Source organism: Pectobacterium sp. F1-1, assembly GCF_025643735.1.
GTDB classification, from domain to species: Bacteria; Pseudomonadota; Gammaproteobacteria; order Enterobacterales; family Enterobacteriaceae; genus Pectobacterium; species Pectobacterium colocasium.
This window is the reverse complement of record NZ_CP104733.1, coordinates 3,626,887-3,652,805: the sequence shown is the minus strand read 5'-3', so window position 1 is coordinate 3,652,805 and position 25,919 is coordinate 3,626,887. Positions and strand designations below refer to the sequence as shown.

The following is a 25,919-nucleotide window of genomic DNA, read 5'->3' as shown; positions in this document are numbered from 1 at the left end:
GATGAAAACACATCAGCGGGTAGATGGATGAATAAACCCTTACGCTATGCGATGAATGTGCTGTCTGTTCGGGATTATAGTGAAGCCGAAATACGCCGCAAATGTGCGGCGTATTTATATAAATCAGAAAGTGCAGAAGCAGAAGATGAAGCGGACGACGCGACTGCCCGAGCTGCAGCAGAAGATGTGGAAGCGGCTATTGCTTATTGCAAAGAGCACGGTTGGCTGGATGACGCGCGCTATGCACGCCGCTATATCAGCAGCCGAAGTCGCAAAGGTTATGGCGTTCAGCGAATTAAAATGGAGCTTAGCCAGAAAGGAATCGATAAGACGATATTAGCCACGGCATTAGACGAGAGCGATATTGATTGGTGCGCGCTGGCGAAATCAGTTGTAGAGCGAAAATTCGGGCACCCTCTGTCCGATGAATGGAAAGACAAAGTCAAACATCAGCGATATCTGCTCTATCGCGGCTTCTTTCATGAAGAAATCCAGTCAATTTATACGAATTTTTCAGATTGAACGCATACGGGATTTTACTTCCCATCGAAGAAAATTTATCTTATTCCCACTTTTTTGTTCGTGAGTTGCTCGGTAGCGTCAGCATGCTGGACTAACCTTGCCCGCGACCTGTTCTTCTAGCTTGATTCCAGGACAATTATGAGCAAGAGCACCGCTGAGATCCGTCAAGCGTTTCTCGATTTTTTCCACAGTAAGGGACACCAGGTTGTTGATAGCAGCTCTCTGGTGCCGAACAACGATCCGACATTGTTATTCACCAATGCGGGTATGAACCAGTTTAAAGATGTGTTCCTCGGGCTGGATAAACGTAACTATGTCCGTGCGACAACCTCGCAGCGCTGCGTGCGTGCCGGTGGTAAACATAATGACCTGGAAAACGTAGGTTATACCGCCCGCCACCACACTTTCTTTGAAATGTTGGGTAACTTCAGCTTCGGTGATTACTTTAAGCATGATGCGATCCGTTATGCGTGGGAATTGCTGACCTCTCCCCAGTGGTTCAACCTGCCGAAAGAGAAACTGTGGGTAACGGTATACGCAACGGATGATGAGGCCTACGACATTTGGGCTGATGAAGTTGGCGTACCGCGCGAAAGAATTATTCGTATTGGTGATAACAAAGGCGGACCTTACGCCTCTGATAACTTCTGGCAGATGGGCGAAACTGGGCCATGCGGTCCGTGTACCGAGATTTTCTTCGATCACGGTGAACACATCGCGGGTGGCCCACCGGGAAGCCCTGATGAAGACGGCGACCGCTATATCGAAATTTGGAACTTGGTATTCATGCAGTTCAACCGTCAGGTTGATGGCACGATGCTGCCGCTGCCGAAACCTTCCGTCGATACCGGAATGGGGTTAGAGCGTATTTCTGCCGTGTTGCAGCACGTCAATTCAAACTATGACATTGATTTGTTCAAAACGCTGATTGAGGCGGTTGCTAAAGCCGTCGGTACGACGGATTTAACGAATAAATCGCTGCGTGTTATCGCTGACCATATCCGTTCTTGTGCGTTCCTGATTGCGGATGGCGTGACGCCGTCTAATGAAAACCGTGGTTATGTCTTGCGCCGTATCATTCGCCGCGCTGCACGTCACGGTAACATGCTGGGCGCTACGGATGCCTTCTTCTACAAACTGGTTGCGCCACTGATTGAAGTCATGGGGCCGGCAGCGGAAGAGTTGAAAAAGCAGCAGTCTGTCGTTGAGCAAGCGCTGAAGATGGAAGAAGAGCAGTTTGCTCGTACGCTGGAGCGCGGCCTGTCACTGCTGGACGAAGAAATTAAAAACCTGAAAGGGGATACGCTGGATGGCGAAACGGCCTTCCGTCTGTATGACACCTATGGTTTCCCTGTCGACCTCACTGCGGATGTGTGCCGCGAGCGTGGCCTGAAAGTCGATGAAGAAGGTTTTGAAGCTGCGATGACGGCTCAGCGCCAGCGTGCGCGTGAGGCCAGCGGCTTTGGCGTTGATTACAACAGCCTTATTCGTGTGGATGAAACTACGCCATTCTGCGGTTATGAAAAAACGCAGCAGCAAGCGAAAGTTATTGCGCTTTATCACAATGGAAACGCGGTTGATCAGATTGCTGCAGGTGATGAAGCGGTCGTGATCCTGAATGAAACACCATTCTATGGTGAATCCGGTGGTCAGGTTGGCGATCAGGGAGAACTGAAAAACGCGGGCGTCAGCTTTGCTGTTCAGGATACTCAGAAATATGGTCAGGCAATCGGCCACGTCGGTAAACTGAATCAGGGGACACTGCGTGTTAATGACAGTGTTGATGCCAACGTTGATAGCCAACGCCGCGATCGTATTCGTCTGAATCACTCCGCAACGCACCTGCTCCATGCCGCGCTGCGTCAGGTTCTGGGCGATCATGTCGCGCAGAAAGGTTCTCTGGTTAATGATAGCTATCTGCGTTTTGACTTCTCACATACGGAAGCGATGAAACCTGAGCAGATTCGTCAGGTTGAAGATATCGTCAATGCGCAAATCCGCCGCAACCTTACCGTGCAAACGGATGTCATGGCGCTGGATGATGCAAGAGCGAAGGGCGCGATGGCGCTGTTCGGTGAGAAGTACGACGACCATGTTCGTGTGTTGACGATGGGGGATTTCTCCATTGAACTGTGCGGGGGCACACACGCAAGCCGTACTGGTGATATTGGCCTGTTCCAAATCATTTCAGAATCAGGTACCGCAGCCGGAGTGCGTCGTATTGAAGCGACCACGGGTGAAAATGCGCTTTCTGCGCTGCACCGCCAGAGCGACGTTCTGCAAGATATCGCGCAACTGCTGAAAGGGGATAGTCACAACCTGACGGATAAGGTACGCTCTGTTCTGGATCGTGCCCGCACGTTGGAGAAAGAGCTTCAGCAGTTGAAGGCTCAGCAGGCGGCGCAGGAAAGCTCGTCACTGTCCGGCAAAGCAAAAGAGGTGAGCGGCGTGAAGTTGCTGGTTACGCAACTGGACAACGTGGATCCTAAGCTGCTGCGCACGATGGTGGATGACCTGAAGAATCAGCTAGGGTCTGCTGTTATTGTTCTCGGAACGGCGGCAGAAGGCCGCGTTAGCTTGATTTCTGGTGTAACGAAAGATCTGACTGACCGCGTAAAAGCCGGTGAACTGATTGGGTTTGTTGCCCAGCAGGTTGGTGGTAAAGGCGGTGGCCGTCCAGATATGGCCCAGGCTGGTGGTTCAGACGTGTCAGCATTGCCTGCTGCGCTGGCAAGTGTTGAATCTTGGGTCGCTGCTAAGCTATAAACAAGAGATAACGTTTTATTCGCGTTATCCAACAAAAACGCCATAACTTTCTGGTTGTGGCGTTTTTGCCTGCGGAAAAGGGTCCGGCAAGTGGGGGGGGACGTGTGCTACCTTCAGAGATTATGAAGTATGACACGCTCAGCCCTGCTGTTGTGATAACAAAAGCACAAGCTACTGATATCGACTAAACTAACAAGTAGTGACAAACCGGAGTGTGGTGGTGGTGCTTATACCATCGTCTAGGTTTACGTTTTCACGGCACATGATGGATAATGGCGGGGAGACAGAGAGACCCGACTCTTTATAATCTTTCAAGGAGCAAAGAATGCTTATTTTGACTCGTCGAGTTGGCGAAACCCTCATGATCGGCGATGAGGTAACGGTTACCGTATTAGGAGTGAAAGGCAACCAGGTGCGTATTGGTGTTAATGCACCTAAAGAGGTTTCTGTCCACCGTGAAGAGATCTATCAGCGTATTCAGGCCGAAAAATCTCAACCAACGTCATATTGATTGACAATGCGTCTCGTCTTCGCGGGACGCAATTGCTCTTTCCCGCTTTTCCCCCACACATTTATCGATAGATTCATTTTTACTGTGTGATTCCTTTCTCAAGGTAACCGCCTGTTTTTCTGTCGATAAAACAAACTTTTTGTTGTGAAAATGCTCGTCTTGGATGCGAATTGTTCAAACGAACACAAGGTGGGAAAAATTGTTTGACTTATAAGTCTGGGAAAGTAATATGTGCGCCACGCAGTACCGGTGAGCACTAACAAGAAGTTCTTAGTAGCGCATCAGGTAATGTAAGGTGAGGTGGCCGAGAGGCTGAAGGCGCTCCCCTGCTAAGGGAGTATGCGGTCAAAAGCTGCATCGAGGGTTCGAATCCCTCCCTCACCGCCATTTAATATGCATCCGTAGCTCAGCTGGATAGAGTACTCGGCTACGAACCGAGCGGTCGGAGGTTCGAATCCTCCCGGATGCACCATTAAATAGATGCCTTTGCAAGGCACGCAGTATTAATAAAAGAAAGTTTTGTCGTAGATAAAGAATTATTAATGCATCCGTAGCTCAGCTGGATAGAGTACTCGGCTACGAACCGAGCGGTCGGAGGTTCGAATCCTCCCGGATGCACCATATTTCGATATGGATAAGGTTGTTATCTTGCTCTTATAACCGATAGTCTTGGTTTATAGGAACAAGGGAGGAAAACGTTGCTTTAGCAACAGCGCCAAAAAGCGAGGCGAAGCCGAATAATCTTCCTGGATGCACCATTCTTAAGTATCTCGTTCAATTCCCTTATTTCTGCACCACACTCTGCATCCGTAGCTCAGCTGGATAGAGTACTCGGCTACGAACCGAGCGGTCGGAGGTTCGAATCCTCCCGGATGCACCATATTTCGATATGGATAAGGTTGTTATCTTGCTCTTATAACCGATAGTCTTGGTTTATAGGAACAAGGGAGGAAAACGTTGCTTTAGCAACGGCCCGAAGGGCGAGGCGAAGCCGAGTAATCCTCCCGGATGCACCATATTCTGATGTAAATAAAATATCTGTATTGCTTTCTACCTTAGCGTGGATTAATCAGCGCAAGAGTGACATCCCGTAATCGACGCCCTGTTATTACGATATAAGTCAGATAATGTGTTCAGATACACCACGCTTATTTTATCAAATATCCTTTATCTGCTTGTGGTGCGATAGCATCATTGTGCTCTCTTACCTATATATCATAACGATATTTCTCTCATTACGTTCGTACCTTAATTCTTGTCTCCTATCCAGTCTGTATACCGATATTGAATCGGTGAATAAATAAAGGTTTTCTTACCACTATGGTAGTAATAACCTGTTTTTTATAAGGTTATTGAGTAAGCGACAACGTTTTCACTTTACGATAAAGTAAGCTCTCTTTTCAGTGATCATGGAGTCATGATGTACGATCGCTATCAAGGGCTGATCTTTGATATGGATGGCACCTTACTCGATACTGAACCGACGCACCATAAGGCGTGGGATGAGGTTCTTGCACGGTATGGTATGAGATATGATGCCAGCGGCATGACCGCATTGAACGGCTCGCCCACCTGGCATATTGCACAGCGTATTATCGACAGCTATCAGGCTGATATTGATGCTCACCAACTGGCGGCGGAAAAAACGGCCGTTGTTGAAGAAATGCTGCTGGATACAGTAAAACCACTACCGCTGATTGATGTGGTTAAACATTATCGCGGACGGCGCCCTATGGCGGTCGGTACGGGTAGCACGCATGGCATGGCGGATAGATTGCTAATACATTTGGGATTGCATGATTATTTTGATGCGATCGTTGGCGCTGATGATGTCATTCAACATAAGCCTTTTCCAGATACCTTTTTGCGTTGTGCCGCATTGATTTCTGTCGCACCGGAACAATGTATTGTGTTTGAAGATGCAGACTACGGTATTGAAGCGGCTAAGCGAGCTAACATGGCCGTGGTTGACGTCCGTACATTGTGAGTGAGTTCTGGGCCGTTTTTTCCCTTTTCTGGAGTAGCTTGCTCAGTGCAACACTGTTGCCCGGCAGTTCAGAAGTCCTGCTGGTAACGTTATTGCTGGCTGACAGCGCAAAACCCTACCTGTTGATCGCTGTGGCGACGGTAGGAAATACGCTGGGCGGGTTAACAAATATTTTTATAGGGCGCTTACTCCCTCAGCCAAAACAACAAGCAGGCTATACGGTGGCCATACGTTGGTTGCAGCGCTATGGTTGCGCTGCGCTGTTATTTAGTTGGGTGCCGGTAGTAGGCGATTTATTGTGCGTGTTAGCGGGTTGGCTACGCATGCCCTGGGTGCAATCGGCGATTTTCATTGGTATTGGAAAAGCGCTGCGGTATATCGTATTGGCAGGTATAACGTTACAGGGGATGGCGTGGTGGTCTTAACCAGATTGCAATGTGAACTGGTGAGTGCTACTGAGTTTCAATTATGCTTACAACCATTACATTTTAACAACGGGAGGTCGATTTGATCCCGGACATTTCAGAAGCACTTTCTTGGCTGGAAAAACACCCACTGGCGGTGAAGGGTATTCAGCGTGGAATTGAACGCGAAACTTTGCGCGTAACAGCAAACGGACATCTTGCTGCGACAGGACACCCGGAGATATTGGGTTCGGCGTTGGCACATCCTTGGATTACGACAGACTTTGCAGAAGCGCTGTTGGAGTTTATTACGCCAGTTGATAAAGATGTTGATCACCTGCTGACGTTTCTGCGCGATATTCATCGCCACGTTTCCCGCAATCTGGGCGATGAGCGAATGTGGCCATTGAGCATGCCGTGCTTTATCGACAGTGAGCAAAATATAGAGCTGGCGCAGTATGGTTCATCAAATATCGGGCGCTTCAAAACGCTTTATCGCGAAGGGTTAAAAAACCGCTATGGCGCGTTGATGCAGACCATTTCCGGCGTGCATTACAATTTCTCCCTGCCGCTGTCATTCTGGCAGGCGCGCGAGGGTGTCGCTGATGCAGAAAGCGGGAAAAAAGCCATTTCTGCGGGATATTTCAGACTGATCCGCAACTATTACCGCTTTGGTTGGGTAATTCCTTACCTGTTCGGCGCTTCTCCGGCGATCTGTTCTTCTTTCCTGAAAGGGCGCGAGACGGCTCTCCCGTTTGAGCGCACGGAAAAAGGCATGCTTTATCTGCCTTATGCCACCTCTCTGCGGCTCAGTGATTTAGGCTATACCAATAAATCACAGAGCAATTTGGGAATTACGTTCAACGATCTGGAGACCTATGTCGCGGCGTTAAAACGCGCGATAAAAACGCCGTCTGAGGAATATGCTCGGGTTGGTATGAAGAAGGATGGTCGTTATCTGCAATTGAATACGAACGTCTTGCAGATTGAGAATGAGCTCTATGCGCCGATTCGTCCGAAGCGTGTAACACGTGCGGGTGAAACGCCGTCTGATGCCTTGCTGCGTGGTGGAATCGAATATATTGAAGTGCGCTCGCTGGATATCAATCCTTTCTCTCCGACGGGAGTGAGTGAAAGTCAGGTACGTTTCATGGATTTATTCCTGATCTGGTGTGCGCTCGCAGATGCGCCGGAAATGAGCGCTGATGAGCTGCTGTGTACGCGTAAAAACTGGAACCGGGTGATTCTGGAAGGACGTAAACCGGGGCAAACGGTGGGGATGCGGTGTGAAACCATCCAACAGCCGATTGCCGAGGTAGGGAAATCCCTGTTTGCGGATTTACGTCGTGTTGCGGAAGTGCTGGACGCGGAAAGCGGTCAACCGCACTATCAGCAGGTCTGTGATGAGCTGCTTGCTGGCTTTGATGATCCAGAAGCGACGTTCTCTGGTCGACTATTAACGTTGATGAAGCAAGAAGGCAATGGTAGCGTGGGGCTGAATTTAGCGGAAGAATATCGCAGAATGCTCAGCAACGAACCGTTGCAGGTATTGACGGAAGAACAATTGGCTGCGGCGAGCGAGCAATCCTGGCAGCGCCAACGTCAGATTGAGTCTGAAGATACGATGAGTTTTGACGATTATCTGGCGGCGAATTAAAAAGAAAAGGCCACAGAAACTGTGGCCAAATAAACATCTCTAATAGGGATGATGATAATAAATGCGCGTCTTTCAGTAAGTCAGACTCGCATAAAAAAGAAAAGTTTCCCGGAAACGAGAAAAAATAAATTTTTCTATGAGGAGGTGGCATTATGCCGTTACTAGATAGCTTTACTGTTGATCATACTCGTATGGCAGCACCTGCCGTTCGGGTCGCGAAAACCATGAAAACCCCTCATGGCGACACTATTACGGTATTTGACCTGCGCTTCTGTCGCCCGAACATCGAAGTGATGCCGGAACGAGGGATTCATACGCTAGAGCACCTGTTTGCTGGCTTCATGCGCGATCATTTAAACGGGGATGGCGTGGAAATTATCGACATTTCTCCGATGGGATGCCGTACCGGTTTCTACATGAGCCTGATTGGCACGCCGGATGAACAACGTGTTGCCGATTCCTGGAAAGCAGCGATGGCGGACGTTCTGAAAGTGACCGACCAGCGTAAAATCCCTGAGCTGAATGAATATCAGTGCGGCACCTATGAGATGCACTCGCTGAAAGAAGCGCAGGAAATTGCTCAGCACATTGTGGATCACGATATTGGTATCAACCAAAATGACGATCTGGCATTGCCGAAAGATAAGCTGGCCGAGCTGCATATCTAGGTTGTCGGATAAGATCCAAATAAAAAAGAGAGCCGGATGTTGGCTAATGCCGGTCACTTAAGGTGACCGGCATTGTTTTTTAACGGATATTTCGCTCGTCTTCCCCTGATTTCTCGGGGGTAACTTCGCTCCCTGCGCAACGGCAATACCAGATAGACTGCCTGCTCATAAAAATGCTTCAGATGTCCTGGTATTGCACCCGGTGATGAACCCGGCAGACTGATAAGTAATCGCCAGATTTCCGTCAGGGCGCCGCTGAAGCTCAACTGATACGGCAGGTAATCTCCTTTCAGCCTAAACGCCATTTTCACCATCTGATAACGCACCAGATTGTACGTCAGCAGCACGCCCCACAACTCCTGCCTCACCATTTCCGGCAGTTTGCTCCGTAAATGCCACCTGTTACCCAGTAAAACTTGTTTCGTCTCGCGATATCCCAACTCGATTTCCCATCGGTGAGCGTAAAGTGCGTTCACCTCCGCTGCCGGATAACGCATCGGGTCCGTCAGTGACGTCAGCACCTCGCGCGTTTTTCCCTCTATCGTCTTCGTTAACAACCGTGCGGTGATGCTCTCCGGCAGTTCTGCCCATTGTTTACGCGCCTGCGGCGATGTCTTAATCTGCACCAGTCTGTCTTGCCTGCCCAGCTTGCTTATCACTTCATATTGCGTATTTTTCTTCAGGGGCAACAACCAGTGCCGGTTTTCTCCCATACTCTGCCAGTGATGTAATAAGCCTGCGGAGTAAAACCCTTTATCGAACAAGGTAATGCTGTTGTCTGGTGTTTTTTCGGTCAGCTCTGCTGCCAGCCGCATCTCATTGACATCGTAACGGCCGAACGCACTGGCGGTTATCAGATGGTTGCTCAACTCCATCAGGCAAGCCATTCTCACCTGAGGATAGCCTCTGTCACCGTACTGATTCGAAGCCTTGCCGAAGGCCGCCTCATTTTCCGGTGTATCCTGTGTTTGCCAGACCACGCCGTCGACGGCAAACAGGTTGAGCCCATGCCATTGCGGATGCTGAGCCTGTTCGTTCCAGTGTCGTTGTGTGATATCAAACAGTTCCCTGATAGCGGCCTCGCCGAGCGTCTTCCGCCGCTGTATGACTGAACTGGGGGCGATGAACGGGGAGCCGGAGCGGTCGGCGATATCCATGAGATTAACGATGTGGGAAAGAGGTCGCTGATTGAATACAGCCATGCCAATAACCAGCCACACCATGGACTCAAGGGGGAGTTTTCGCTTGCGCAGCGTGACGGTATCAGTGAGCGTAAATGCCTGTTCGATCATGCTAACGGGCAGGAAATCAGCCAGAGTATGAATCTGTTCCGGCGCAGTAAGATTGATAATGCCAAGAGCCTGAGAAAGTTGCATAAAAAAAGGTCCATGAATGTCATGAACCTTTTGTACACCAACGGCTGGATCGTTCAACTGATCCTTAAACGATCGGCATTAGCCGGATGTTGGCTCTCTTTTTTTGTGTTCGAGGAGTGGTTAGACGGCAAGAAAGTGCTGTATCACCCGGCTACCAAAGTAAGAAAGCGTCAGCATCAGCGCACCGAGCAGGCTGAACCAGACAACGCGGCGACCGCGCCACCCTTCATGGTAATGCCCCCAAAGCAGCAGAATATAGATGAACCACGCAAACAGGGAGAACACGGCTTTATGCAAGTTCTCTTTGTTATTGATTAGGTCATCCATATAGTACAAGCCGGTACAGAGCGTCAGCGTGAGCAGAATGACGCCAATCTGCGTGATGTGGAACATTTTACGTTCAATGCCCATCAGTGGCGGCATATCAGCCGCAAAACCCAGCTTTTTATTCTTGAGCAGATAATCAAGCCAGGCGAGTTGGAGCGCATAAAGGGCCGCAATTAACAGTGTGGCATAGGAAAAAAGTGCCAGACCGATATGGATCATCAAGCCCGGTGACGCTTCCAGATGCGTAATGAATTCACTCGGCATGAAGCTGGCAAAGGCCAGATTGATCAGCGCAAAGGTGTAGACGATAGGAAGAATAAACCAGCCACGATCGCGCGCGGCGACAATCGTCATCACCGTACAGATGATGAGACTGACCAGCGAACCGATATTCAGCAGGCTAAGGTTTTGCCCGACCTGAACATCGAAAATGCGTTGATAGAGCGCCACCGCATGGCAGATTAGCGCAGCGCTGGCCGAGAGTATTGCCAGCCGACGATATGCACTGTTCTTGCGCAGCAGACTGGGGATAATCAGTCCGAGGCTGAGTGTGTAGGCGACAAGCGCCACAATAGCGAAAACAGACATACAAATAGGTTATTAAATATCAACTAGGTAAAATGAAGAGTCAGTATAGCGTTAGTCGCCGTGGGCACCAACAGTTCTCAGTCAGCAGCGCTGAGATCGTTCCCGCTTTTGTGTATAATCTCTTCCATTCGTGTCGCGCTGGCGGCCTGTCTTACGTTGAGCATGAGATATGTTTGAAAATTTAACCGATCGACTCTCGCGCACATTGCGCAATATCAGTGGCCGCGGGCGGTTGACTGAAGACAACATAAAAGAAACGCTGCGTGAAGTGCGTATGGCATTGCTGGAAGCCGACGTCGCGTTACCTGTGGTACGTGATTTTATCAATCGCGTGAAAGAGCGTGCCGTAGGGCATGAAGTTAATAAAAGTCTGACGCCGGGCCAAGAGTTCGTCAAAATTGTTAAAAACGAACTCGTCAGCGCCATGGGGGATATCAACGCCGAGCTGAATCTTGCCGCGCAGCCTCCTGCGGTTGTTCTGATGGCGGGTCTGCAAGGTGCGGGTAAAACCACCAGCGTGGGCAAGCTGGGTAAATTCCTGCGTGAGAAGCAGAAGAAAAAAGTGCTGGTGGTTTCTGCCGACGTTTATCGCCCTGCGGCGATTAAGCAGTTGGAAACACTGGCGCAGCAGGTGGGCGTCGATTTCTTCCCGTCAGACGCACAGGAAAAGCCACTTGCGATTGTAGAACGTGCGTTACAACACGCGAAGCTGAAATTCTACGATGTCTTGTTGGTCGATACCGCAGGGCGTCTTCACGTCGATGACGCGATGATGGACGAAATCAAACAGGTTCATGCGGCGATTAAGCCCGTTGAGACGCTGTTTGTGGTTGATGCCATGACGGGGCAGGATGCGGCGAATACGGCGAAAGCCTTTAATGAAGCGCTGCCGTTAACGGGTGTCATCCTCACTAAAATTGATGGTGATGCCCGCGGCGGTGCGGCGTTATCTATCCGCCATATTACAGGTAAGCCGATTAAATTCCTCGGCGTCGGTGAAAAAACCGAAGCGCTAGAGCCGTTCTATCCTGAGCGCGTGGCATCGCGCATTCTCGGTATGGGCGATGTGCTTTCACTGATTGAAGATATTGAAAGCAAGGTCGACCGTACACAGGCAGAGAAGCTGGCGAAGAAGCTGAAGAAGGGCGATGGGTTTGATTTGACCGATTTTCTGGATCAGCTCAAGCAAATGCGCAATATGGGCGGCATGGCGAGCATGATGAGCAAAATGCCGGGCATGGGCCAACTGCCTGATAATGTAAAATCGCAAATGGATGACAAAGTGCTGGTACGCATGGAGGCGATCATTAATTCAATGACGCTTCAGGAACGTGCTAAGCCTGAGATTATCAAAGGGTCGCGCAAGCGCCGTATCGCGATGGGTTCAGGTATGCAGGTCCAGGACGTGAACCGTCTTCTGAAGCAGTTCGATGATATGCAACGCATGATGAAGAAGATGAAAAATGGTGGTCTGGCGAAAATGATGCGCGGTATGAAAGGGATGATGCCACCTGGTTTTCCGGGGCGTTAATCACTGAAATTCCCTGGCGTGGATAAACTCTTGGCGTGATTACACGCTTTAGATTGCTTTTTGCGCCAAAATGAGTAAAATTTTCGGGCTTTTTATATGACATACTGGGCTCCGTTCCTCGATGGAGCCCAGTTGTTTTATTCACTAAAGAGGATGTTATGGTAACAATTCGTTTGGCACGTGGCGGCGCGAAAAAACGCCCGTTCTATCAAGTAATCGTGACCGATAGCCGCAATGCGCGTGACGGTCGTTTCATTGAGCGCGTTGGTTTCTTCAACCCAATCGCATCAGGTCAAGCAGAAGCATTGCGTCTGGATCTGGACCGTATCGAGCATTGGCTTGGTCTGGGTGCAACTGTGTCTGATCGCGTATCTTCGCTGATCAAAGACGCTAAAAAAGCAGCATAATCTGTTGCGGTGGTGATAATGAGCAATCAACTCAGCCCAAAACCTCCCGTTAACCCGATTGTTATGGGGAAGATTGGGTCGGCATACGGCATCCGAGGTTGGCTCAGAGTGTTTTCATCCACCGAAGATGCCGAGAGCATTTTTGATTATCAGCCTTGGTTCACCCAGAGTAAAAGCGGTTGGCAGCTTGTCGAAATTGAAAGCTGGAAGTATCACAATCAGGACCTGATCATCAAAGTGAAAGGTGTTGATGACCGTGATGCGGCTAATTTACTGACTAATTGCGAAATTGTCGTAGATTCGTCACAGCTGCCCGATCTGGGCGAAGGTGATTATTACTGGAAGGATCTTATTGGCTGTCAGGTCGTGACCGTAACAGGTTATGAGTTGGGTAAAGTCATCGATATGATGGAAACCGGCTCGAACGATGTGATGGTAATAAAAGCCAACCTAAAAGATGCCTTCGGAGTCAAGGAACGGCTGGTTCCGTTCCTCACTGAACAGGTTGTTAAGCGCGTCGACCTGTCTACTCAAACTATTGAAGTAGATTGGGATCCTGGTTTTTGAGCTCTGAATCGACCAGTAGTACCCAGCGGAACGAGACTATGTGGATTGGGGTGATTAGCCTGTTTCCAGAGATGTTCCGGGCAATTACTGATTACGGAGTCACTGGCCGGGCAGTAAAAAATGGCCTGCTGAACGTACAATATTGGAGTCCACGTGACTTCACTTACGATCGGCATCGCACCGTGGACGACCGACCTTATGGTGGCGGCCCCGGAATGTTGATGATGGTGCAACCTTTACGGGATGCGATCCACGCAGCAAAAGCAGCGGCAGGCGAAGGCTCGAGAGTGATTTATCTATCACCTCAGGGCCGTAAATTAGATCAGCAAGGCGTACGTCAACTCGCTGCGAACCAGAAGATGATTCTGGTCTGTGGACGGTACGAGGGGATTGATGAGCGCGTAATTAAAACCGAAATCGATGAAGAATGGTCGATCGGGGATTACGTACTCAGCGGTGGGGAACTGCCAGCGATGACCCTGATTGACTCCGTTGCCCGTTTTATACCGGGTGTACTGGGGCATCAGGCTTCAGCAGAAGAAGATTCTTTTGCCGATGGGTTGCTGGATTGTCCTCATTTCACTCGCCCTGAAGTACTGGAAGGCATGGAGGTTCCGGCGGTGTTACTGTCTGGAAACCATGCGGAAATACGTCGCTGGCGATTGAAGCAGTCGCTGGGCCGAACCTGGCTTAGAAGACCTGAACTTCTGAAAAGCCTAGCTCTGACTGACGAGCAAACAAGGTTGCTGGCTGAATTCCAACGTGAATATCAGTCTGAGCAACAAGAGTATTAGGTGGTTACGCCGGTTTGATCTGGCGAACCCAACTATCAGTTTACCTAGGGTAAGAGACATATTATGAGCAACATTATTAAGCAAATCGAAGACGAACAAATGAAGCAGGACGTACCTGCATTTCGTCCGGGTGATACCGTAGAAGTGAAGGTATGGGTTGTTGAAGGTAGCAAAAAACGTCTGCAGGCATTCGAGGGCGTGGTTATCGCTATTCGTAACCGCGGTCTGCATTCTGCATTCACTGTTCGCAAAATTTCTAACGGCGAAGGCGTAGAGCGTGTATTCCAGACTCACTCTCCAGTTGTTGACAGCATCGCTGTTAAACGTCGTGGTGCCGTGCGTAAAGCCAAACTGTACTACCTGCGTGAGCGTACTGGTAAGTCTGCTCGTATCAAAGAGCGTCTTAACTAAGATAGCGCTTTCGCAACATCCGAAAGTTGTTATGAATAAGGGGTTTAGCCAAAGGCTAACCCCTTTTTTTAGGTTCATCGCGCTTAAGCGTGAACCAATAGAAAACGGCGGTAAAAGTGGTTAGTTTTGTATTCGCCAAAACACTAACCGACCACTCAACCGCCGTCTGCCATGAATGCTAACCTCTCTTCCCTTTTCTGGGAAGGCTTTACCGTTGACTCCTTTTCCCATTCCTCATCTGATGCGCTGCTTATTACGCTTCGCCCAGACCCCCGTTTTGCACCCCAGTGCCGCCGATGTGGCCGAAGAGACTGTGCCGTTCATGATGTCTCTGTACGTCAGGTTCGTGAGCGGGATTTGCTGCACTGGCGCGTCACCCTTCTGGTTCCTGTTCGTCGTCTTCGCTGCGCCTGCTGCGGTGTTGCCACCGAACGTATCTCCTGGTTGCCTGAGAGGCAGCGTTACACCTCTACATTATCAGTCTGGGTTGAGTCTCTTAGCCGTCTACTCCCCGTGAAGCACGTAGCACAGCTGACAGGCCTGCACTGGCACACCATCAAGAATATCGACCTCCGCCGTTTGCGTCGGGAATTGCAGGAGCCAGAGCGACATACACTTCGCCGCCTGATAATGGATGAGTTCGCCCTGTTTAAAGGCCATCGCTATGCCACTGTGGTCGTGGACGCTGATACGCAGCAGGTGCTGTGGGTCGGGGAAGGTCGCAGCCGCGCGGCCTTCCGCCCGTTCTTCACCTGGCTGGGACCGGAAGGCTGCGCGGCTATCGAGTCTGTCGCAATGGACATGAACACGGCGCTGGACCTTGAAGTCAGGGAGCAATGCCCACAGGCGGAAGTGGTCTATGACTTGTTCCACGTGGTGGCGAAGTTCGGTCGCGAGGTCATCGACAGGGTGCGGGTTGACCAGGCGAATCAGCTACGTGACAACGCGAAAGCCCGGAAGGTTATCAAGCGCAGCCGCTGGCTGTTGCTGCGTAACGCTGAAAATCTGCCAGCAGGTCATGATGTAAAGCTGGCAGAGTTGCTGGAGGCCAACCAGCCGCTGAACACCGTGTACGTGATGAAAACTGCGCTGAAAGAGCTGTGGTATGCGCCGGATAAGGAGGTGGCCCGGCATCGCTGGGATGAATGGTACAGGCAGTCTCAGGAGAGCGATATAAAAGCGCTGCAGCAGTTCGCAGATAAGCTCAAGGGCTACGTGAGCGGGATAATCGCCAGTGCTGAACATCGTCTGAATACGAGTGTGCTGGAGGGGATGAATAACAAAATCAAGGTACTAAAGGACCTTGTACATGATTCTGTGTAAATGCCATTTCTCAGAAGTGACCGTCCAGGCGGTCACCGAACTCGATAATAAAGCGGCTCATCGCCAGCCGCCAGTTTTGGATCGACATCGTCCATTTTTTTGATGCCGACTGTATTGCCAGCCACACCACTTTCCTTACTGAGTCATCTGTCGGGAACACCTTGCGTTTCTTTATGGCATGCCGGATGACGCTGTTCAGTGATTCAATGGCATTGGTCGTGTAAATCACCTTACGGATGTCACTCGGGTACGCGAAGAATGTTGACAGATTCGCCCAGTTTGCACGCCAGCTCCGGCTGATTTGCGGGTAGCGCTCATCCCAGACCCTGGCGAATGTTTCCAGCTCCTGCAACGCCGCTTCTTCCGTCGCGGCCCCATAAACCGCCTTCAGGTCGCGAGTGACGGCCTTATAGTCCTTCCATGAGACGAAGCGCAGGCTGTTGCGCACCATATGGACTATACACAACTGGATGCGGGTTTGCGGATAGACCGCATTGATAGCGTCAGGGAAGCCTTTCAGACCGTCAACGCAGGCGATGAGAATGTCGTTCAGACCTCTGTTTTTCAGCTCCGTCAGCACATTCAGCCAGAACTTCGCCCCTTCATTTTCCGCCAGCCACATACCCAGTAGTTCTTTCTGACCATCGATATTGATGCCCAGGGCCAGGAACACGGATTTGTTGATGACACGACTATCCTGACGGACCTTAAGGACAATACAGTCAAGATAAACAATGGGATAAAGGCTATCCAACGGCCGATTCTGCCATTCAACAACCTGCTCCATCACTGCGTCCGTGACCTTTGAAATCAGGGCCGGCGACACATCTGCGTCATACAGTTCCTTAAACGTCGCGACGATCTCTCGGGTAGTCATGCCTTTGGCGTATAACGACAGGATTTGGTTATCCATGCTGGTTATCCGGGTCTGATTTTTCTTCACCAGTTGAGGTTCGAATGTGGCATCACGATCTCGCGGAGTACGCAGTTCGAGCGGGCCATCGCCAGTAATGACCGTTTTTGTGGAATAACCGTTACGTGCGTTAAGACCCGCTTTGGGCTGGTTTTTTTCGTACCCGAGATGGTGGGACATTTCAGCATTAAGGGCGGCTTCAACACTGATTTTTTTCAGCAGGCGATCGAACTGGCTGAGATCATCAGGTGTTTTAAGATTTTTGGCCAGTTCGTTAGCCAGTGCCTGTAATTGTTTTTCGTCCATAAATTAACCTGCTTTTGATGTTGGATTGAACATATCAAAATCAGGCAATTACACAAATTTATGTACAGGCTCTACTAAGCGTGAGAAAAGAACATACTGGAGCGCCAGCAATTTCGGGTCGGCGTTTATCCATGGGGAGTCTTGCGATTGCGTAGGAGGAGGCGTCATAAAACTGGTTATCAGCGTGCCTCCCGGTTTCAGCCCAGAATAGAACACGCGGTAAAGTTCGGTCACTTTGTCATCATCTTGCTCATAAACATTGAGTCCGTTGCTGGTAATTACATCAGCTTGTGCGGCTAAATCAACAGTCCAGGCATCAGTCAGTACTAACGATATCTGGTTTTCCAGCCCTCGTTGACTGGCAAGTTTGTAAGCCTCTTCCAGCGCCTGTCTATCCAGGTCGATCCCGATTAATTTCACATCTTGATGTTGCGTATAGTCCAGCAGTAGTAAATCGGCCATGACGCCACAAGGGACGGATACCATGACGGTATTCGGCTGTAAGCGTTCTTGAAGCAGACGTTGGAAAATCCCGAACCGTTCGCGCGTCGCTAACACGTTGGGGAGTTGTGTGTAGATGATTTCTTCGAGCGGGTTCACATAATGAGTTGGCTGATGTGCTATCACATTATGTGTCCAGTACGCATTTAACCCATGATGTTTCAGTAAAAACTGGCCTAATTCAAAGTGGGAGAAAGCCTCGAGAAGCGCCAGTTGCTCCTCTACATAAATGCCGGGATGGTCGCCGGATTCGATAATTCTATTCTTTATTGCAGCGACGCGCTCATCATGGTTTTCTTGCGATGACGTTGCGTGTGATAAGAGTCTTGAGCTGTTATTCGGAGACGGATTATGAGTTTTGTGTGAACCGGCCATGTGAGCACTCCATAATATCAATCGCTGTCAGGGATAATGAAATCAACGATCAATGACCTGTGATTTTTTCGTTATCCCTGCATCAGATTATTAATAACATGATGTGATTATTTGTGTTGGATATAATGAAGGGGAGGTATGTCTGACGTATTTCTATGCGAGTACAAAAATGAGTGGAATTGTTACCAGATGCGATGAACCATAGGTTTTGATCAGCTAACTCGCTGATGAGTATGGGCCATCGTCTTATCTGTGGAAGGTGATTAAGGCAGGTTTTGCTGCCAGTGAGTGCGCAGCGTTTCCGCATTCTCTACGCCATCGCAGCTAGCAGGAAAGTTTTTCCCAGCTTTTCCCCATTCCTCCATGTTATCTGTACCGCAAAAAGCCGATTGTCCAGCCTGATAACCACGCAGGTAGGTTTCACGGTCGATCTGCGGATTACCAAACCATTCCTGTAAGGTGCTATCGTCCTTTACGACCATACCAGAGATTGCATCCTGATAGCCCGCTTCGTACCAGAATCCTGATTCACTTTTAGCGGGTAACGAAGGGATGTTACTTTGGCATGCTGTCATTAAAAGAATTACAGCCAAGACATAACTGTATTTCATCATCAAACCTTCAATGTTTCGGCCATTGGCCTGAAGGAGCATGCTGTCAGGCGATGCCCAGTTTTTCTTTCAGTAACTTGAGATAGCGGCGACTGACGGGGATGTGTTTTCCCGTGTGGGTCAATACTTCTGCTGCGCCATTCTCCATTAATTGTATTTCTTTCAGTTGCTCGGTGTTAACCATATATTGACGATGGCAACGGACGAAAGGCGTTTTCTCTTCCAGCGTTTTCAGTGAAAGTTGGGTGTAGCCAGACTGGCTAACGCCCACGACGTGCACGCCGCTGAGTTCCGAACAAAGATACTCGACTTCCTCAATTTTGAGCAAAAAAATACGGTTGTGCCCGTTGCAGGGGATATGACGAAGCAAGGGTTCTGAAATTATCTGTACGTTTTTATTTACGCTTGTGCCGCGCCGTAAACGATTTAGCGTTTTACCCAGCCGCTGTGCATCCAGTGGTTTCAGTAAATAGTCAAAAGCATGTTCTTCAAATGCTCTCACCGCGTACTCATCATAGGCTGTCACGAAGACGACATAAGGCATATTCTCTGGATCCAACATGGCGACCAGCTCTAATCCGCTGACCTTTGGCATCTGTATATCCAGAAAAATGACATCCGGTTGCAACCGATGAATCGCAGGTATTGCCTCCAGCGCATTGCTGCACTGTGCAATGATGGTGATATCAGATTCATTTTCCAGTAACAGACTGAGCTCTTCACGTGCCAGCTGTTCGTCATCGATGATTATCGCTTTCAGCATCCTTCCCCCTTGTTGGCGTGATTCTATCATTATTCACACTGGACAGAGGTATGGTTGCGTCGGGAAGTGATTGGGCATGCAGAGATTGTTTTTATGACAATATTTAGGGTGGTAATTTTTTATTTACACCAGTTGGATTGAAATCTTTACGGTTCGTGTTATGGTGTAAACATCATGCGTAGGTCGTACAGGCAATGAAGTGTACAGACAATAGATTGTACAGACAGTCGCGAACATACCGAACTTTTCAGGAATGGGATCATGCAAAAAGATTCACTTAACAATATTAATATCAGTGCAGAACAGGTTTTGATTACCCCCGATGAATTGAAAGCCAAGTTTCCACTTAACGATGCAGAGCAACGCGATATTGCCCAAGCGAGAGCAACCATTGCGGATATCATTCATGGCCGTGACGATCGTCTACTGATCGTCTGTGGGCCTTGCTCGATTCATGACACCGATGCCGCGTTGGAATACGCACGTCGTCTGCAATCGCTCTCCGCTGAATTAAACGATCGCCTCTATATTGTAATGCGCGTTTATTTTGAAAAACCACGTACTACCGTGGGCTGGAAAGGACTCATCAACGATCCATTCATGGATGGCTCATTTGATGTGGAATCAGGGCTGCATATCGCGCGCGGCCTGCTGCTGGAATTGGTGAATATGGGGCTGCCGCTGGCGACCGAAGCACTTGATCCAAACAGCCCGCAGTATCTGGGCGACTTGTTCAGCTGGTCGGCTATTGGCGCTCGTACAACTGAATCACAAACGCACCGTGAGATGGCTTCCGGCCTGTCAATGCCTGTTGGGTTCAAAAACGGCACGGATGGCAGCCTGGGAACGGCGATCAATGCGATGAGAGCGGCCGCAATGCCGCATCGTTTTGTGGGCATCAACCAAACGGGCCAGGTTTGTCTGCTACAAACGCAGGGGAACATTGATGGCCACGTGATTCTGCGCGGTGGTAAAAAACCAAACTACAGTGCGCAGGATGTCGCTGAATGTGAAAAACAGATGCAGGATGCGGGACTGAGACCGGCGCTGATGATAGATTGTAGTCACGGTAATTCGAATAAAGACTACCGCCGTCAGCCACTTGTTGTTGAATCTGCGATTGAACAAATTAAGGCGGGAAATCGTTCCATTATAGGACTGATGCTGGAAAGCCACCTTAACGAGGGGAGCCAGTCTTCAGAACAGCCGCGTTCAGATATGCGCTACGGTGTATCAGTCACGGATGCCTGTATCAGTTGGGAAAGTACAGAAGCGCTGCTGCGTTCCGTTCATCAAGAGCTGAGTGCTGCGCGTGTGAAACATTCAGGAGAGTAACAAGATATGGTAGCTGAACTGACCGCATTACGTGATCAGATAGATGAGGTGGATAAGGAGCTTGTCGCGCTGTTATCACGTCGGTTGCGTTTGGTGGCGGAAGTGGGTGAAGTGAAAAGCCGCTATGGCTTGCCTATTTATGCACCCGATCGTGAAGCGGCCATGCTCAGCTCACGCCGTCAAGAGGCGGCGTCGATGGGGGTTCCACCGGATCTCATTGAAGATATCCTGCGGCGAACCATGCGCGAATCCTATACCAGCGAAAATGACAAAGGCTTTAAAACGCTGTGTCCGCAGTTGCGCCCGGTCGTCATCATCGGTGGCCGTGGTCAAATGGGCAACCTGTTTGAAAAAATGCTGACGCTGTCGGGATACCAGGTCAAGATTCTTGAACAGGATGATTGGCCGCGCGCAGATGAACTGCTGTCTGACGCGGGTATGGTGATTGTTAGCGTGCCGATTCACGTTACTGAGCAGGTTATTGCTCGCCTTCCTGCTTTACCGGATGACTGTATTTTGGTTGATCTGGCATCGGTAAAAAATGGCCCGCTTCAGGCGATGCTGGCGGCACATAGTGGTCCGGTACTGGGTCTGCACCCGATGTTCGGGCCAGACAGCGGGAGCCTTGCCAAGCAGGTTGTCGTCTATTGCGATGGTCGGCAGCCGGAAGCTTACCAGTGGTTGCTGGAACAGATTCAGGTATGGGGCGCGCGTTTGCATCGCATTAGTGCAGTCGAACACGATCAGAACATGATGTTTATTCAGGCATTGCGTCACTTTGCGACATTTGCTTATGGCCTGCATTTAGCCGAAGAGAATGTGCAGATTGAGCAGCTGTTGGCGCTGTCATCACCAATCTATCGTCTGGAGTTGATCATGGTCGGGCGTCTGTTTGCACAGGATCCGCAACTGTATGCCGACATTATTATGTCTTCAGAGGATAATCTGGCGTTGATTAAGCGTTACTACAAACGCTTTGGTGAAGCGATTACGTTACTGGAGCAGACGGATAAAGCCGAGTTTATTAACAGCTTCAAAAAAGTCGAACACTGGTTTGGTGACTATGCCAAACGTTTTCAGGCGGAGAGCCGGGTACTTTTACGGCAGGCAAACGATATTCGTCAGTAAGTACGTTTGCGCTTCAGGCTGTGTTTGATAGTTGAATTTTATCCGATATTAGAATTGTGTTCGAGAAGCCATCCCGGTGAAAATCAGGATGGCTTTTTCAATGATTCGTCCGTATCGACTATTCGTTCACATCGACGGGGACGACGTTTTCACTGGGGTAACAGCCCAACACTTTTAACGATCGGGTAATGGGAGCTAATCCTTTTAGCGCTTTCTGCATGGCATCGCTGCGCAGGTTGGCCTGTACGTCAAGATAGAACATCTCTTCCCACGGGTTACCGTTGATCGGCCTGGATTCCAGCTTGGTCATCACAATGCCGTTATCACGCAATACTAATAGCGCTTCCACCAGTGCGCCGGACTGTTGGCCGGTTGCCATAATTAGCGTGGTTTTTGCTGGTACTTGTTCAGTCACGTCAATCGGCTTACGTGCTAACACAATGAAACGAGTGATGTTTTGCGACTGATTTGCCAGATCGTGTTCCAGCACCTGTAGCTGATACAGCTGACCGCCGGCTTCGCTGCCGAGTGCCGCTGCTTTTGGTGAGTTGAGCGCCGCGACTTTTTCCATCGCCGCAGCGGTGCTTTCACAATATTCAATCTTCCAGTGTGGAAAACGATTAATGAAATGGCTGCACTGCTGGAACGGTTGTGGGTGACTATAAACCGTTTCGATCTGTTCCAGCGACGTATCGGTGGCCACCAGAACGCAGTGATTTATCGGGTTGGTTAATTCGCCGACAATGGATAATCCGGTGTGTTGCAGCAGGTCATAGACATCGTTTATCGAGCCGGAGCTGGTGTTTTCAATCGGCAGTACGGCATAGTCCGCTTGCCCTGTTTCCACCATGTTAAAGATATCTTGAAACTTTTGGCAGCCACATTCGATAAGTTGCTCGAAGTGTCGTGCGGCATACTGGCGGGCGGCAAGATGGGAATAAGACCCTTTCGGACCGAGAAACGCAATACGAGCAGAATGTGATGTTGTTTGGTTGAGGTGATGCTGTAAGAGAGCCTGCTGCGTCAGTACCGAATCTTCAATAATGAGCTGAAATAAGCGGGTAATATAGTGACCATCAAGATGATGCTTTTTCCCAGCGGCGGTCAGCTTGTCCAACAAATCACGTTCACGCTCTTTGTCACGGATAGGGCGATGTGAATGTAATTTGCTGCGGGCAACATCTAGCGCCAGTTCTCGCCTTTGTGCCAACAATTCAATTAATTGCAGATCCAATGCGCTGATGCGTTCTCGCAGTGCCAGTAATGGGTTGTCTGTCATGATGCTATTACCTGCCTTATGTTCTTATATAAAAAAAGCCTCCTGGTCAGGAGGCTTTTTTGTTCGTCTTCGTATTCTTGCTCTTACGACGAATCGCCTCCCAAATCAGGGGAAGGTGAAAAAGAATACGAAGAAAAACAGTTTATTTGTCATGCGTGCTCGGTTAGTCAGAAAAATCCAGATTCTTAGCAGGTAAGGTAACTGTTGGCTTTTCATCCTGTCAATACAAAATCGCCACATGCAATGTTAAACCATGTCGCGCGTTGGTACTTTAGGACGTGAGTTACGGGGGGCGTAGAATGCAGAAACGCGCCCTCAGGCGCGTTATATTGACGTGAAGAGAGTGAACTACTCTTCTTGGGTCGGCTGAAGATTGGCTTCTTTGACGCTAGCGACTGCGCGTCTGGCTTCGCCTTTATGCTGGAGTTTGTCCAACTGGCGTTCGAGTTTGGTAATCAACTCATTGATGGCGGCATACATATCATCATGTTTAGCGCTGCCAACCAGCGGGCCATTTGGCGTACTGATCGTGGCATCGGCGACAAAACCCTGAGGCTCTTTTGACAGAATAATATGCGGGTTAATCAGCTGGGTTTGCCACTTATCCAGCTTAGAAAGACGGTCTTCGACATGTTGACGAATTGCGGGGGTGATATCCATTTGCTTACTGGTAATATTAATAGTCATATAAACTTACCTCTCTGCCTATGTCCGTCTTGGATGATTTCAGCATACAGTGAGTTGCGACAAAAAGCGTGATATTGATCGCTTTTTTTCGTCACTTTTTGTCAAGAAAACGGGATTTGTGAGGTGCCATCGGGAATAAGAGGGAAGTGCTTGAGAGGGCATCTGGCCTGTGCCATTATTGACAGGATGTATTGACGCCACCGCCTTGTTGTTGACTCCCGCCAAGCTGTTTTTTCTGCTCATCAATGCATTGCGAACTGTTCGAACCATAAAAAAACGGCAACCGAAGCTGCCGTCTCATTATTGTGTGACTTCTCTCGCTTATGCCGGGTTAGCCGCGATGATTTTTGCCACTTTATCCGCTTGGGCGGCAAGTTGCAGTTCACGATAGGCGTTTTCCATCAACGGCAGGGCCGTTTTTGTTGCCTGGGCATCAGGGTAATCACGCAGCATTTGCTCAACGCGATTAACTACTGCCACATAAGCGCCACGTTTCGTGTAGTATTGCGCGACAGAAAGTTCATACTTGGCCAGACGCTCTTTGAGGTAAACCAAACGCTTGTTTGCGTCGGTGGCGTATTGGCTGTTCGGATACCCCTGAATGAGCTTGCTGAAATCCCGAAATGCGGTGCGGGCGTACTGCGGATCGCGATCGGAACGATCGACGCCGAAGAAGCCTTGTAACGCGCTATCATCCAGCGCCATGTCGGTAAGGCCGCGCATGTACAGGACATAATCCACGTTTGGATGAGTCGGGTTGAGCCGCAGGAAGCGGTCAATAGAAGCTTGAGCCAATGGCAACTCTGCGGATTTGTAATAGGCGTAGATCAAATCCAACTGTACTTGCTGCGAGTAGGGACCAAACGGATACCGGTTATCCAGTGCTTCCAACTGCGTGATGGCTGCTTTAAAGTTGCCGTCTTGCAGTTTTTGTTGAGCATTGGCATAGATTTCAGATGGCGGACTATCAGGAACCGCATCTTTGGAATTGCTGGAGCAACCAGCCAGCGCCAGGCTCAACGTGGCGGCAGCCACCAGATATTTCATACGCGTCATGACGTTTTGATTATCCTCAGAATGTTATTCCGGGAGGCTGTCCGTTAAGCTCCCGATTTAGACCAGCTACAATAGTACATTATTTTAAACGGCGTCGCCGTCAAAACCCAACGTTAACGAAGAAGCTGCATAATATGGCACAACAAGTACAACTCACCGCAACGGTGGCCGAATCTCAACTCGGACAACGTTTAGATCAGGCTTTGGCCGAATTGTTCCCTGATTATTCACGATCCCGCATAAAAGAGTGGATTCTTGAGAATCGGGTACAGATTAACGGCAATGTCACCAATAAGCCAAAAGAGAAAGTACTTGGCGGCGAATCGGTAGCGATTGATGCATTGATTGAGGAAGAAGCCCGCTGGGAAGCACAGGATATCAAGCTGGATATCGTGTATGAAGATCAGGACATCCTGGTCATCAACAAACCCAGAGATCTGGTGGTTCACCCCGGTGCGGGTAACCCGGATGGGACAGTATTGAATGCCTTGTTGCATCACTATCCTGAGATTGTCGATGTGCCCCGCGCTGGGATTGTGCACCGGCTTGATAAAGATACGACAGGGCTCATGGTCGTCGCGAAAACTGTTCCAGCACAGACGCGTTTAGTTGAGGCGCTACAGGCGCGTGAAATTACCCGTGAGTACGAGGCGGTTGCGATTGGTTCGATGACTGCGGGCGGCATGGTCGATCAGCCTATCGCTCGCCACGCGACCAAGCGAACTCACATGGCGGTGCACCCAATGGGTAAGCCCGCTGTGACACATTATCGCATCATGGAACATTTCCGTGCGCATACCCGTTTGCGGTTGCGTCTGGAAACGGGGCGCACCCATCAGATTCGTGTGCATATGGCGCACATTAATCATCCTCTGGTTGGCGATCAGCTATACGGCGGTCGTCCTCGTCCACCGAGAGGCGCTTCGGAAGCGTTCATTGAGACGCTGCGTGGTTTCGATCGTCAGGCGTTACATGCCACCATGTTACGCTTCTATCATCCTATTACCGGTATTCACATGGAATGGCATGCGGAATTGCCGCAGGATATGGTCAATTTGATTGATGCGCTGAAAGCCGATACCGAAGCGTTTAAAGATCAGCTCGACTGGTAATGAATTCAATACGA

General features: G+C 49.7%; 25 protein-coding genes, 4 tRNA genes and 1 other annotated feature. Of the genes, 20 read left to right on the top strand and 9 right to left on the bottom strand.

The features are described from left to right. Positions 1-27: 27 nt before the first annotated feature. The 11 genes from recX (at position 28) to luxS (ending at position 8,515) form a co-directional block, all read left to right on the top strand. A complete protein-coding gene (gene recX, locus NAL19_RS16315; protein ID WP_225085526.1) occupies positions 28-522 on the top strand; it encodes a recombination regulator RecX in 495 nt (164 codons plus the stop codon). A gap of 138 nt (positions 523-660) precedes the next feature. Continuing rightward, on the top strand, positions 661-3,288 hold the full coding sequence (gene alaS / locus NAL19_RS16310; RefSeq protein ID WP_263057885.1) for an alanine--tRNA ligase: 2,628 nt from the start codon (positions 661-663) through the stop codon (positions 3,286-3,288). A gap of 325 nt (positions 3,289-3,613) precedes the next feature. After that, a complete protein-coding gene (gene csrA / locus NAL19_RS16305) occupies positions 3,614-3,799 on the top strand; it encodes a carbon storage regulator CsrA (protein WP_005972168.1) in 186 nt (61 codons plus the stop codon). 294 nt (positions 3,800-4,093) lie between these two features. Further along, a tRNA-Ser gene (locus NAL19_RS16300) sits at positions 4,094-4,186 on the top strand. 8 nt (positions 4,187-4,194) lie between these two features. Then, a tRNA-Arg gene (locus NAL19_RS16295) sits at positions 4,195-4,271 on the top strand. Positions 4,272-4,343: 72 nt separating this feature from the next. Next, a tRNA-Arg gene (locus NAL19_RS16290) sits at positions 4,344-4,420 on the top strand. A gap of 182 nt (positions 4,421-4,602) precedes the next feature. Beyond that, positions 4,603-4,679 (top strand) — tRNA-Arg (locus NAL19_RS16285). A 540-nt stretch (positions 4,680-5,219) separates the two neighbouring features. After that, positions 5,220-5,786, top strand: a complete 567-nt coding sequence (gene yqaB / locus NAL19_RS16280) for a fructose-1-phosphate/6-phosphogluconate phosphatase (protein WP_263059737.1) — start codon at positions 5,220-5,222, stop codon at positions 5,784-5,786. Then, complete coding sequence (locus NAL19_RS16275) at positions 5,783-6,211, top strand: YqaA family protein (protein WP_263057884.1); 429 nt, start codon at positions 5,783-5,785, stop codon at positions 6,209-6,211. Before yqaB ends, NAL19_RS16275 begins: the two co-directional genes overlap by 4 nt. An 82-nt stretch (positions 6,212-6,293) precedes the next feature. Further along, positions 6,294-7,847 carry a glutamate--cysteine ligase gene (gene gshA, locus NAL19_RS16270; RefSeq protein WP_225085523.1) on the top strand — a complete coding sequence of 518 codons (1,554 nt, stop codon included), beginning with the start codon at positions 6,294-6,296 and terminating at the stop codon, positions 7,845-7,847. Positions 7,848-7,999: 152 nt separating this feature from the next. Further along, entirely contained in the window at positions 8,000-8,515 is a 516-nt protein-coding gene (gene luxS / locus NAL19_RS16265) for an S-ribosylhomocysteine lyase (protein WP_225085522.1), read from the top strand. A gap of 53 nt (positions 8,516-8,568) precedes the next feature. Here luxS and NAL19_RS16260 read toward each other — a convergent pair whose 3' ends face one another. Together NAL19_RS16260 and NAL19_RS16255 are read right to left on the bottom strand one after the other, a co-directional pair. Next, positions 8,569-9,891, bottom strand: a complete 1,323-nt coding sequence (locus NAL19_RS16260; protein ID WP_263057883.1) for an IS4 family transposase — start codon at positions 9,889-9,891, stop codon at positions 8,569-8,571. A 120-nt stretch (positions 9,892-10,011) separates the two neighbouring features. Beyond that, complete coding sequence (locus NAL19_RS16255) at positions 10,012-10,806, bottom strand: inner membrane protein YpjD (protein ID WP_263057882.1); 795 nt, start codon at positions 10,804-10,806, stop codon at positions 10,012-10,014. A gap of 169 nt (positions 10,807-10,975) precedes the next feature. Between NAL19_RS16255 and ffh the strand changes: the two genes are divergently transcribed. The 6 genes from ffh to NAL19_RS16225 all read left to right on the top strand — a co-directional run bounded on the left by ffh (position 10,976) and on the right by NAL19_RS16225 (position 15,839). Beyond that, on the top strand, positions 10,976-12,337 hold the full coding sequence (ffh, locus tag NAL19_RS16250; RefSeq protein ID WP_225085519.1) for a signal recognition particle protein: 1,362 nt from the start codon (positions 10,976-10,978) through the stop codon (positions 12,335-12,337). Positions 12,338-12,495: 158 nt separating this feature from the next. Next, positions 12,496-12,744 (top strand): 30S ribosomal protein S16, encoded by a 249-nt coding sequence (gene rpsP, locus NAL19_RS16245; RefSeq protein ID WP_225085518.1) that lies wholly within the window; start codon positions 12,496-12,498, stop codon positions 12,742-12,744. Between the two features lie 18 nt (positions 12,745-12,762). Then, a complete protein-coding gene (gene rimM / locus NAL19_RS16240) occupies positions 12,763-13,311 on the top strand; it encodes a ribosome maturation factor RimM (RefSeq protein WP_225085517.1) in 549 nt (182 codons plus the stop codon). Positions 13,312-13,349: 38 nt separating this feature from the next. After that, entirely contained in the window at positions 13,350-14,105 is a 756-nt protein-coding gene (gene trmD, locus NAL19_RS16235; protein WP_263057881.1) for a tRNA (guanosine(37)-N1)-methyltransferase TrmD, read from the top strand. 63 nt (positions 14,106-14,168) lie between these two features. After that, a complete protein-coding gene (gene rplS / locus NAL19_RS16230) occupies positions 14,169-14,516 on the top strand; it encodes a 50S ribosomal protein L19 (RefSeq protein ID WP_010285987.1) in 348 nt (115 codons plus the stop codon). A gap of 171 nt (positions 14,517-14,687) precedes the next feature. Continuing rightward, complete coding sequence (locus NAL19_RS16225) at positions 14,688-15,839, top strand: ISL3 family transposase (RefSeq protein ID WP_263057880.1); 1,152 nt, start codon at positions 14,688-14,690, stop codon at positions 15,837-15,839. 10 nt (positions 15,840-15,849) lie between these two features. On the opposite strand, the gene NAL19_RS16220 is transcribed toward NAL19_RS16225, so the two are convergent. The 4 genes from NAL19_RS16220 to btsR all read right to left on the bottom strand — a co-directional run bounded on the left by NAL19_RS16220 (position 15,850) and on the right by btsR (position 19,308). Further along, entirely contained in the window at positions 15,850-17,058 is a 1,209-nt protein-coding gene (locus tag NAL19_RS16220; protein ID WP_263057665.1) for an IS256 family transposase, read from the bottom strand. A gap of 48 nt (positions 17,059-17,106) precedes the next feature. After that, positions 17,107-17,934 carry an SAM-dependent methyltransferase gene (locus tag NAL19_RS16215; RefSeq protein ID WP_263057879.1) on the bottom strand — a complete coding sequence of 276 codons (828 nt, stop codon included), beginning with the start codon at positions 17,932-17,934 and terminating at the stop codon, positions 17,107-17,109. A gap of 263 nt (positions 17,935-18,197) precedes the next feature. Then, positions 18,198-18,545, bottom strand: coding sequence for a DUF2799 domain-containing protein (locus NAL19_RS16210; RefSeq protein WP_225088206.1), 348 nt, complete (start codon positions 18,543-18,545; stop codon positions 18,198-18,200). Between the two features lie 46 nt (positions 18,546-18,591). After that, positions 18,592-19,308, bottom strand: a complete 717-nt coding sequence (gene btsR, locus NAL19_RS16205; RefSeq protein ID WP_225085512.1) for a two-component system response regulator BtsR — start codon at positions 19,306-19,308, stop codon at positions 18,592-18,594. Between the two features lie 261 nt (positions 19,309-19,569). On the opposite strand from btsR, the gene NAL19_RS16200 reads away from it, so the two are divergent. Beyond that, positions 19,570-20,643 (top strand): 3-deoxy-7-phosphoheptulonate synthase, encoded by a 1,074-nt coding sequence (locus NAL19_RS16200; RefSeq protein WP_263057878.1) that lies wholly within the window; start codon positions 19,570-19,572, stop codon positions 20,641-20,643. 6 nt (positions 20,644-20,649) lie between these two features. Next, entirely contained in the window at positions 20,650-21,771 is a 1,122-nt protein-coding gene (gene tyrA / locus NAL19_RS16195) for a bifunctional chorismate mutase/prephenate dehydrogenase (protein WP_225085510.1), read from the top strand. A 118-nt stretch (positions 21,772-21,889) separates the two neighbouring features. On the opposite strand, the gene pheA is transcribed toward tyrA, so the two are convergent. The 3 genes from pheA to bamD all read right to left on the bottom strand — a co-directional run bounded on the left by pheA (position 21,890) and on the right by bamD (position 24,793). Further along, positions 21,890-23,050, bottom strand: coding sequence for a bifunctional chorismate mutase/prephenate dehydratase (gene pheA / locus NAL19_RS16190; RefSeq protein WP_263057877.1), 1,161 nt, complete (start codon positions 23,048-23,050; stop codon positions 21,890-21,892). Positions 23,051-23,078: 28 nt separating this feature from the next. Next, positions 23,079-23,204 (bottom strand) — a sequence feature (Phe leader region). Positions 23,205-23,398: 194 nt separating this feature from the next. Next, positions 23,399-23,737 (bottom strand): ribosome-associated translation inhibitor RaiA, encoded by a 339-nt coding sequence (raiA, locus tag NAL19_RS16185; protein WP_225085508.1) that lies wholly within the window; start codon positions 23,735-23,737, stop codon positions 23,399-23,401. Between the two features lie 321 nt (positions 23,738-24,058). Further along, positions 24,059-24,793 carry an outer membrane protein assembly factor BamD gene (gene bamD, locus NAL19_RS16180; protein WP_225085507.1) on the bottom strand — a complete coding sequence of 245 codons (735 nt, stop codon included), beginning with the start codon at positions 24,791-24,793 and terminating at the stop codon, positions 24,059-24,061. Positions 24,794-24,927: 134 nt separating this feature from the next. Between bamD and rluD the strand changes: the two genes are divergently transcribed. After that, positions 24,928-25,905 carry a 23S rRNA pseudouridine(1911/1915/1917) synthase RluD gene (gene rluD / locus NAL19_RS16175; RefSeq protein ID WP_225085506.1) on the top strand — a complete coding sequence of 326 codons (978 nt, stop codon included), beginning with the start codon at positions 24,928-24,930 and terminating at the stop codon, positions 25,903-25,905. Positions 25,906-25,919 lie beyond the last annotated feature (14 nt).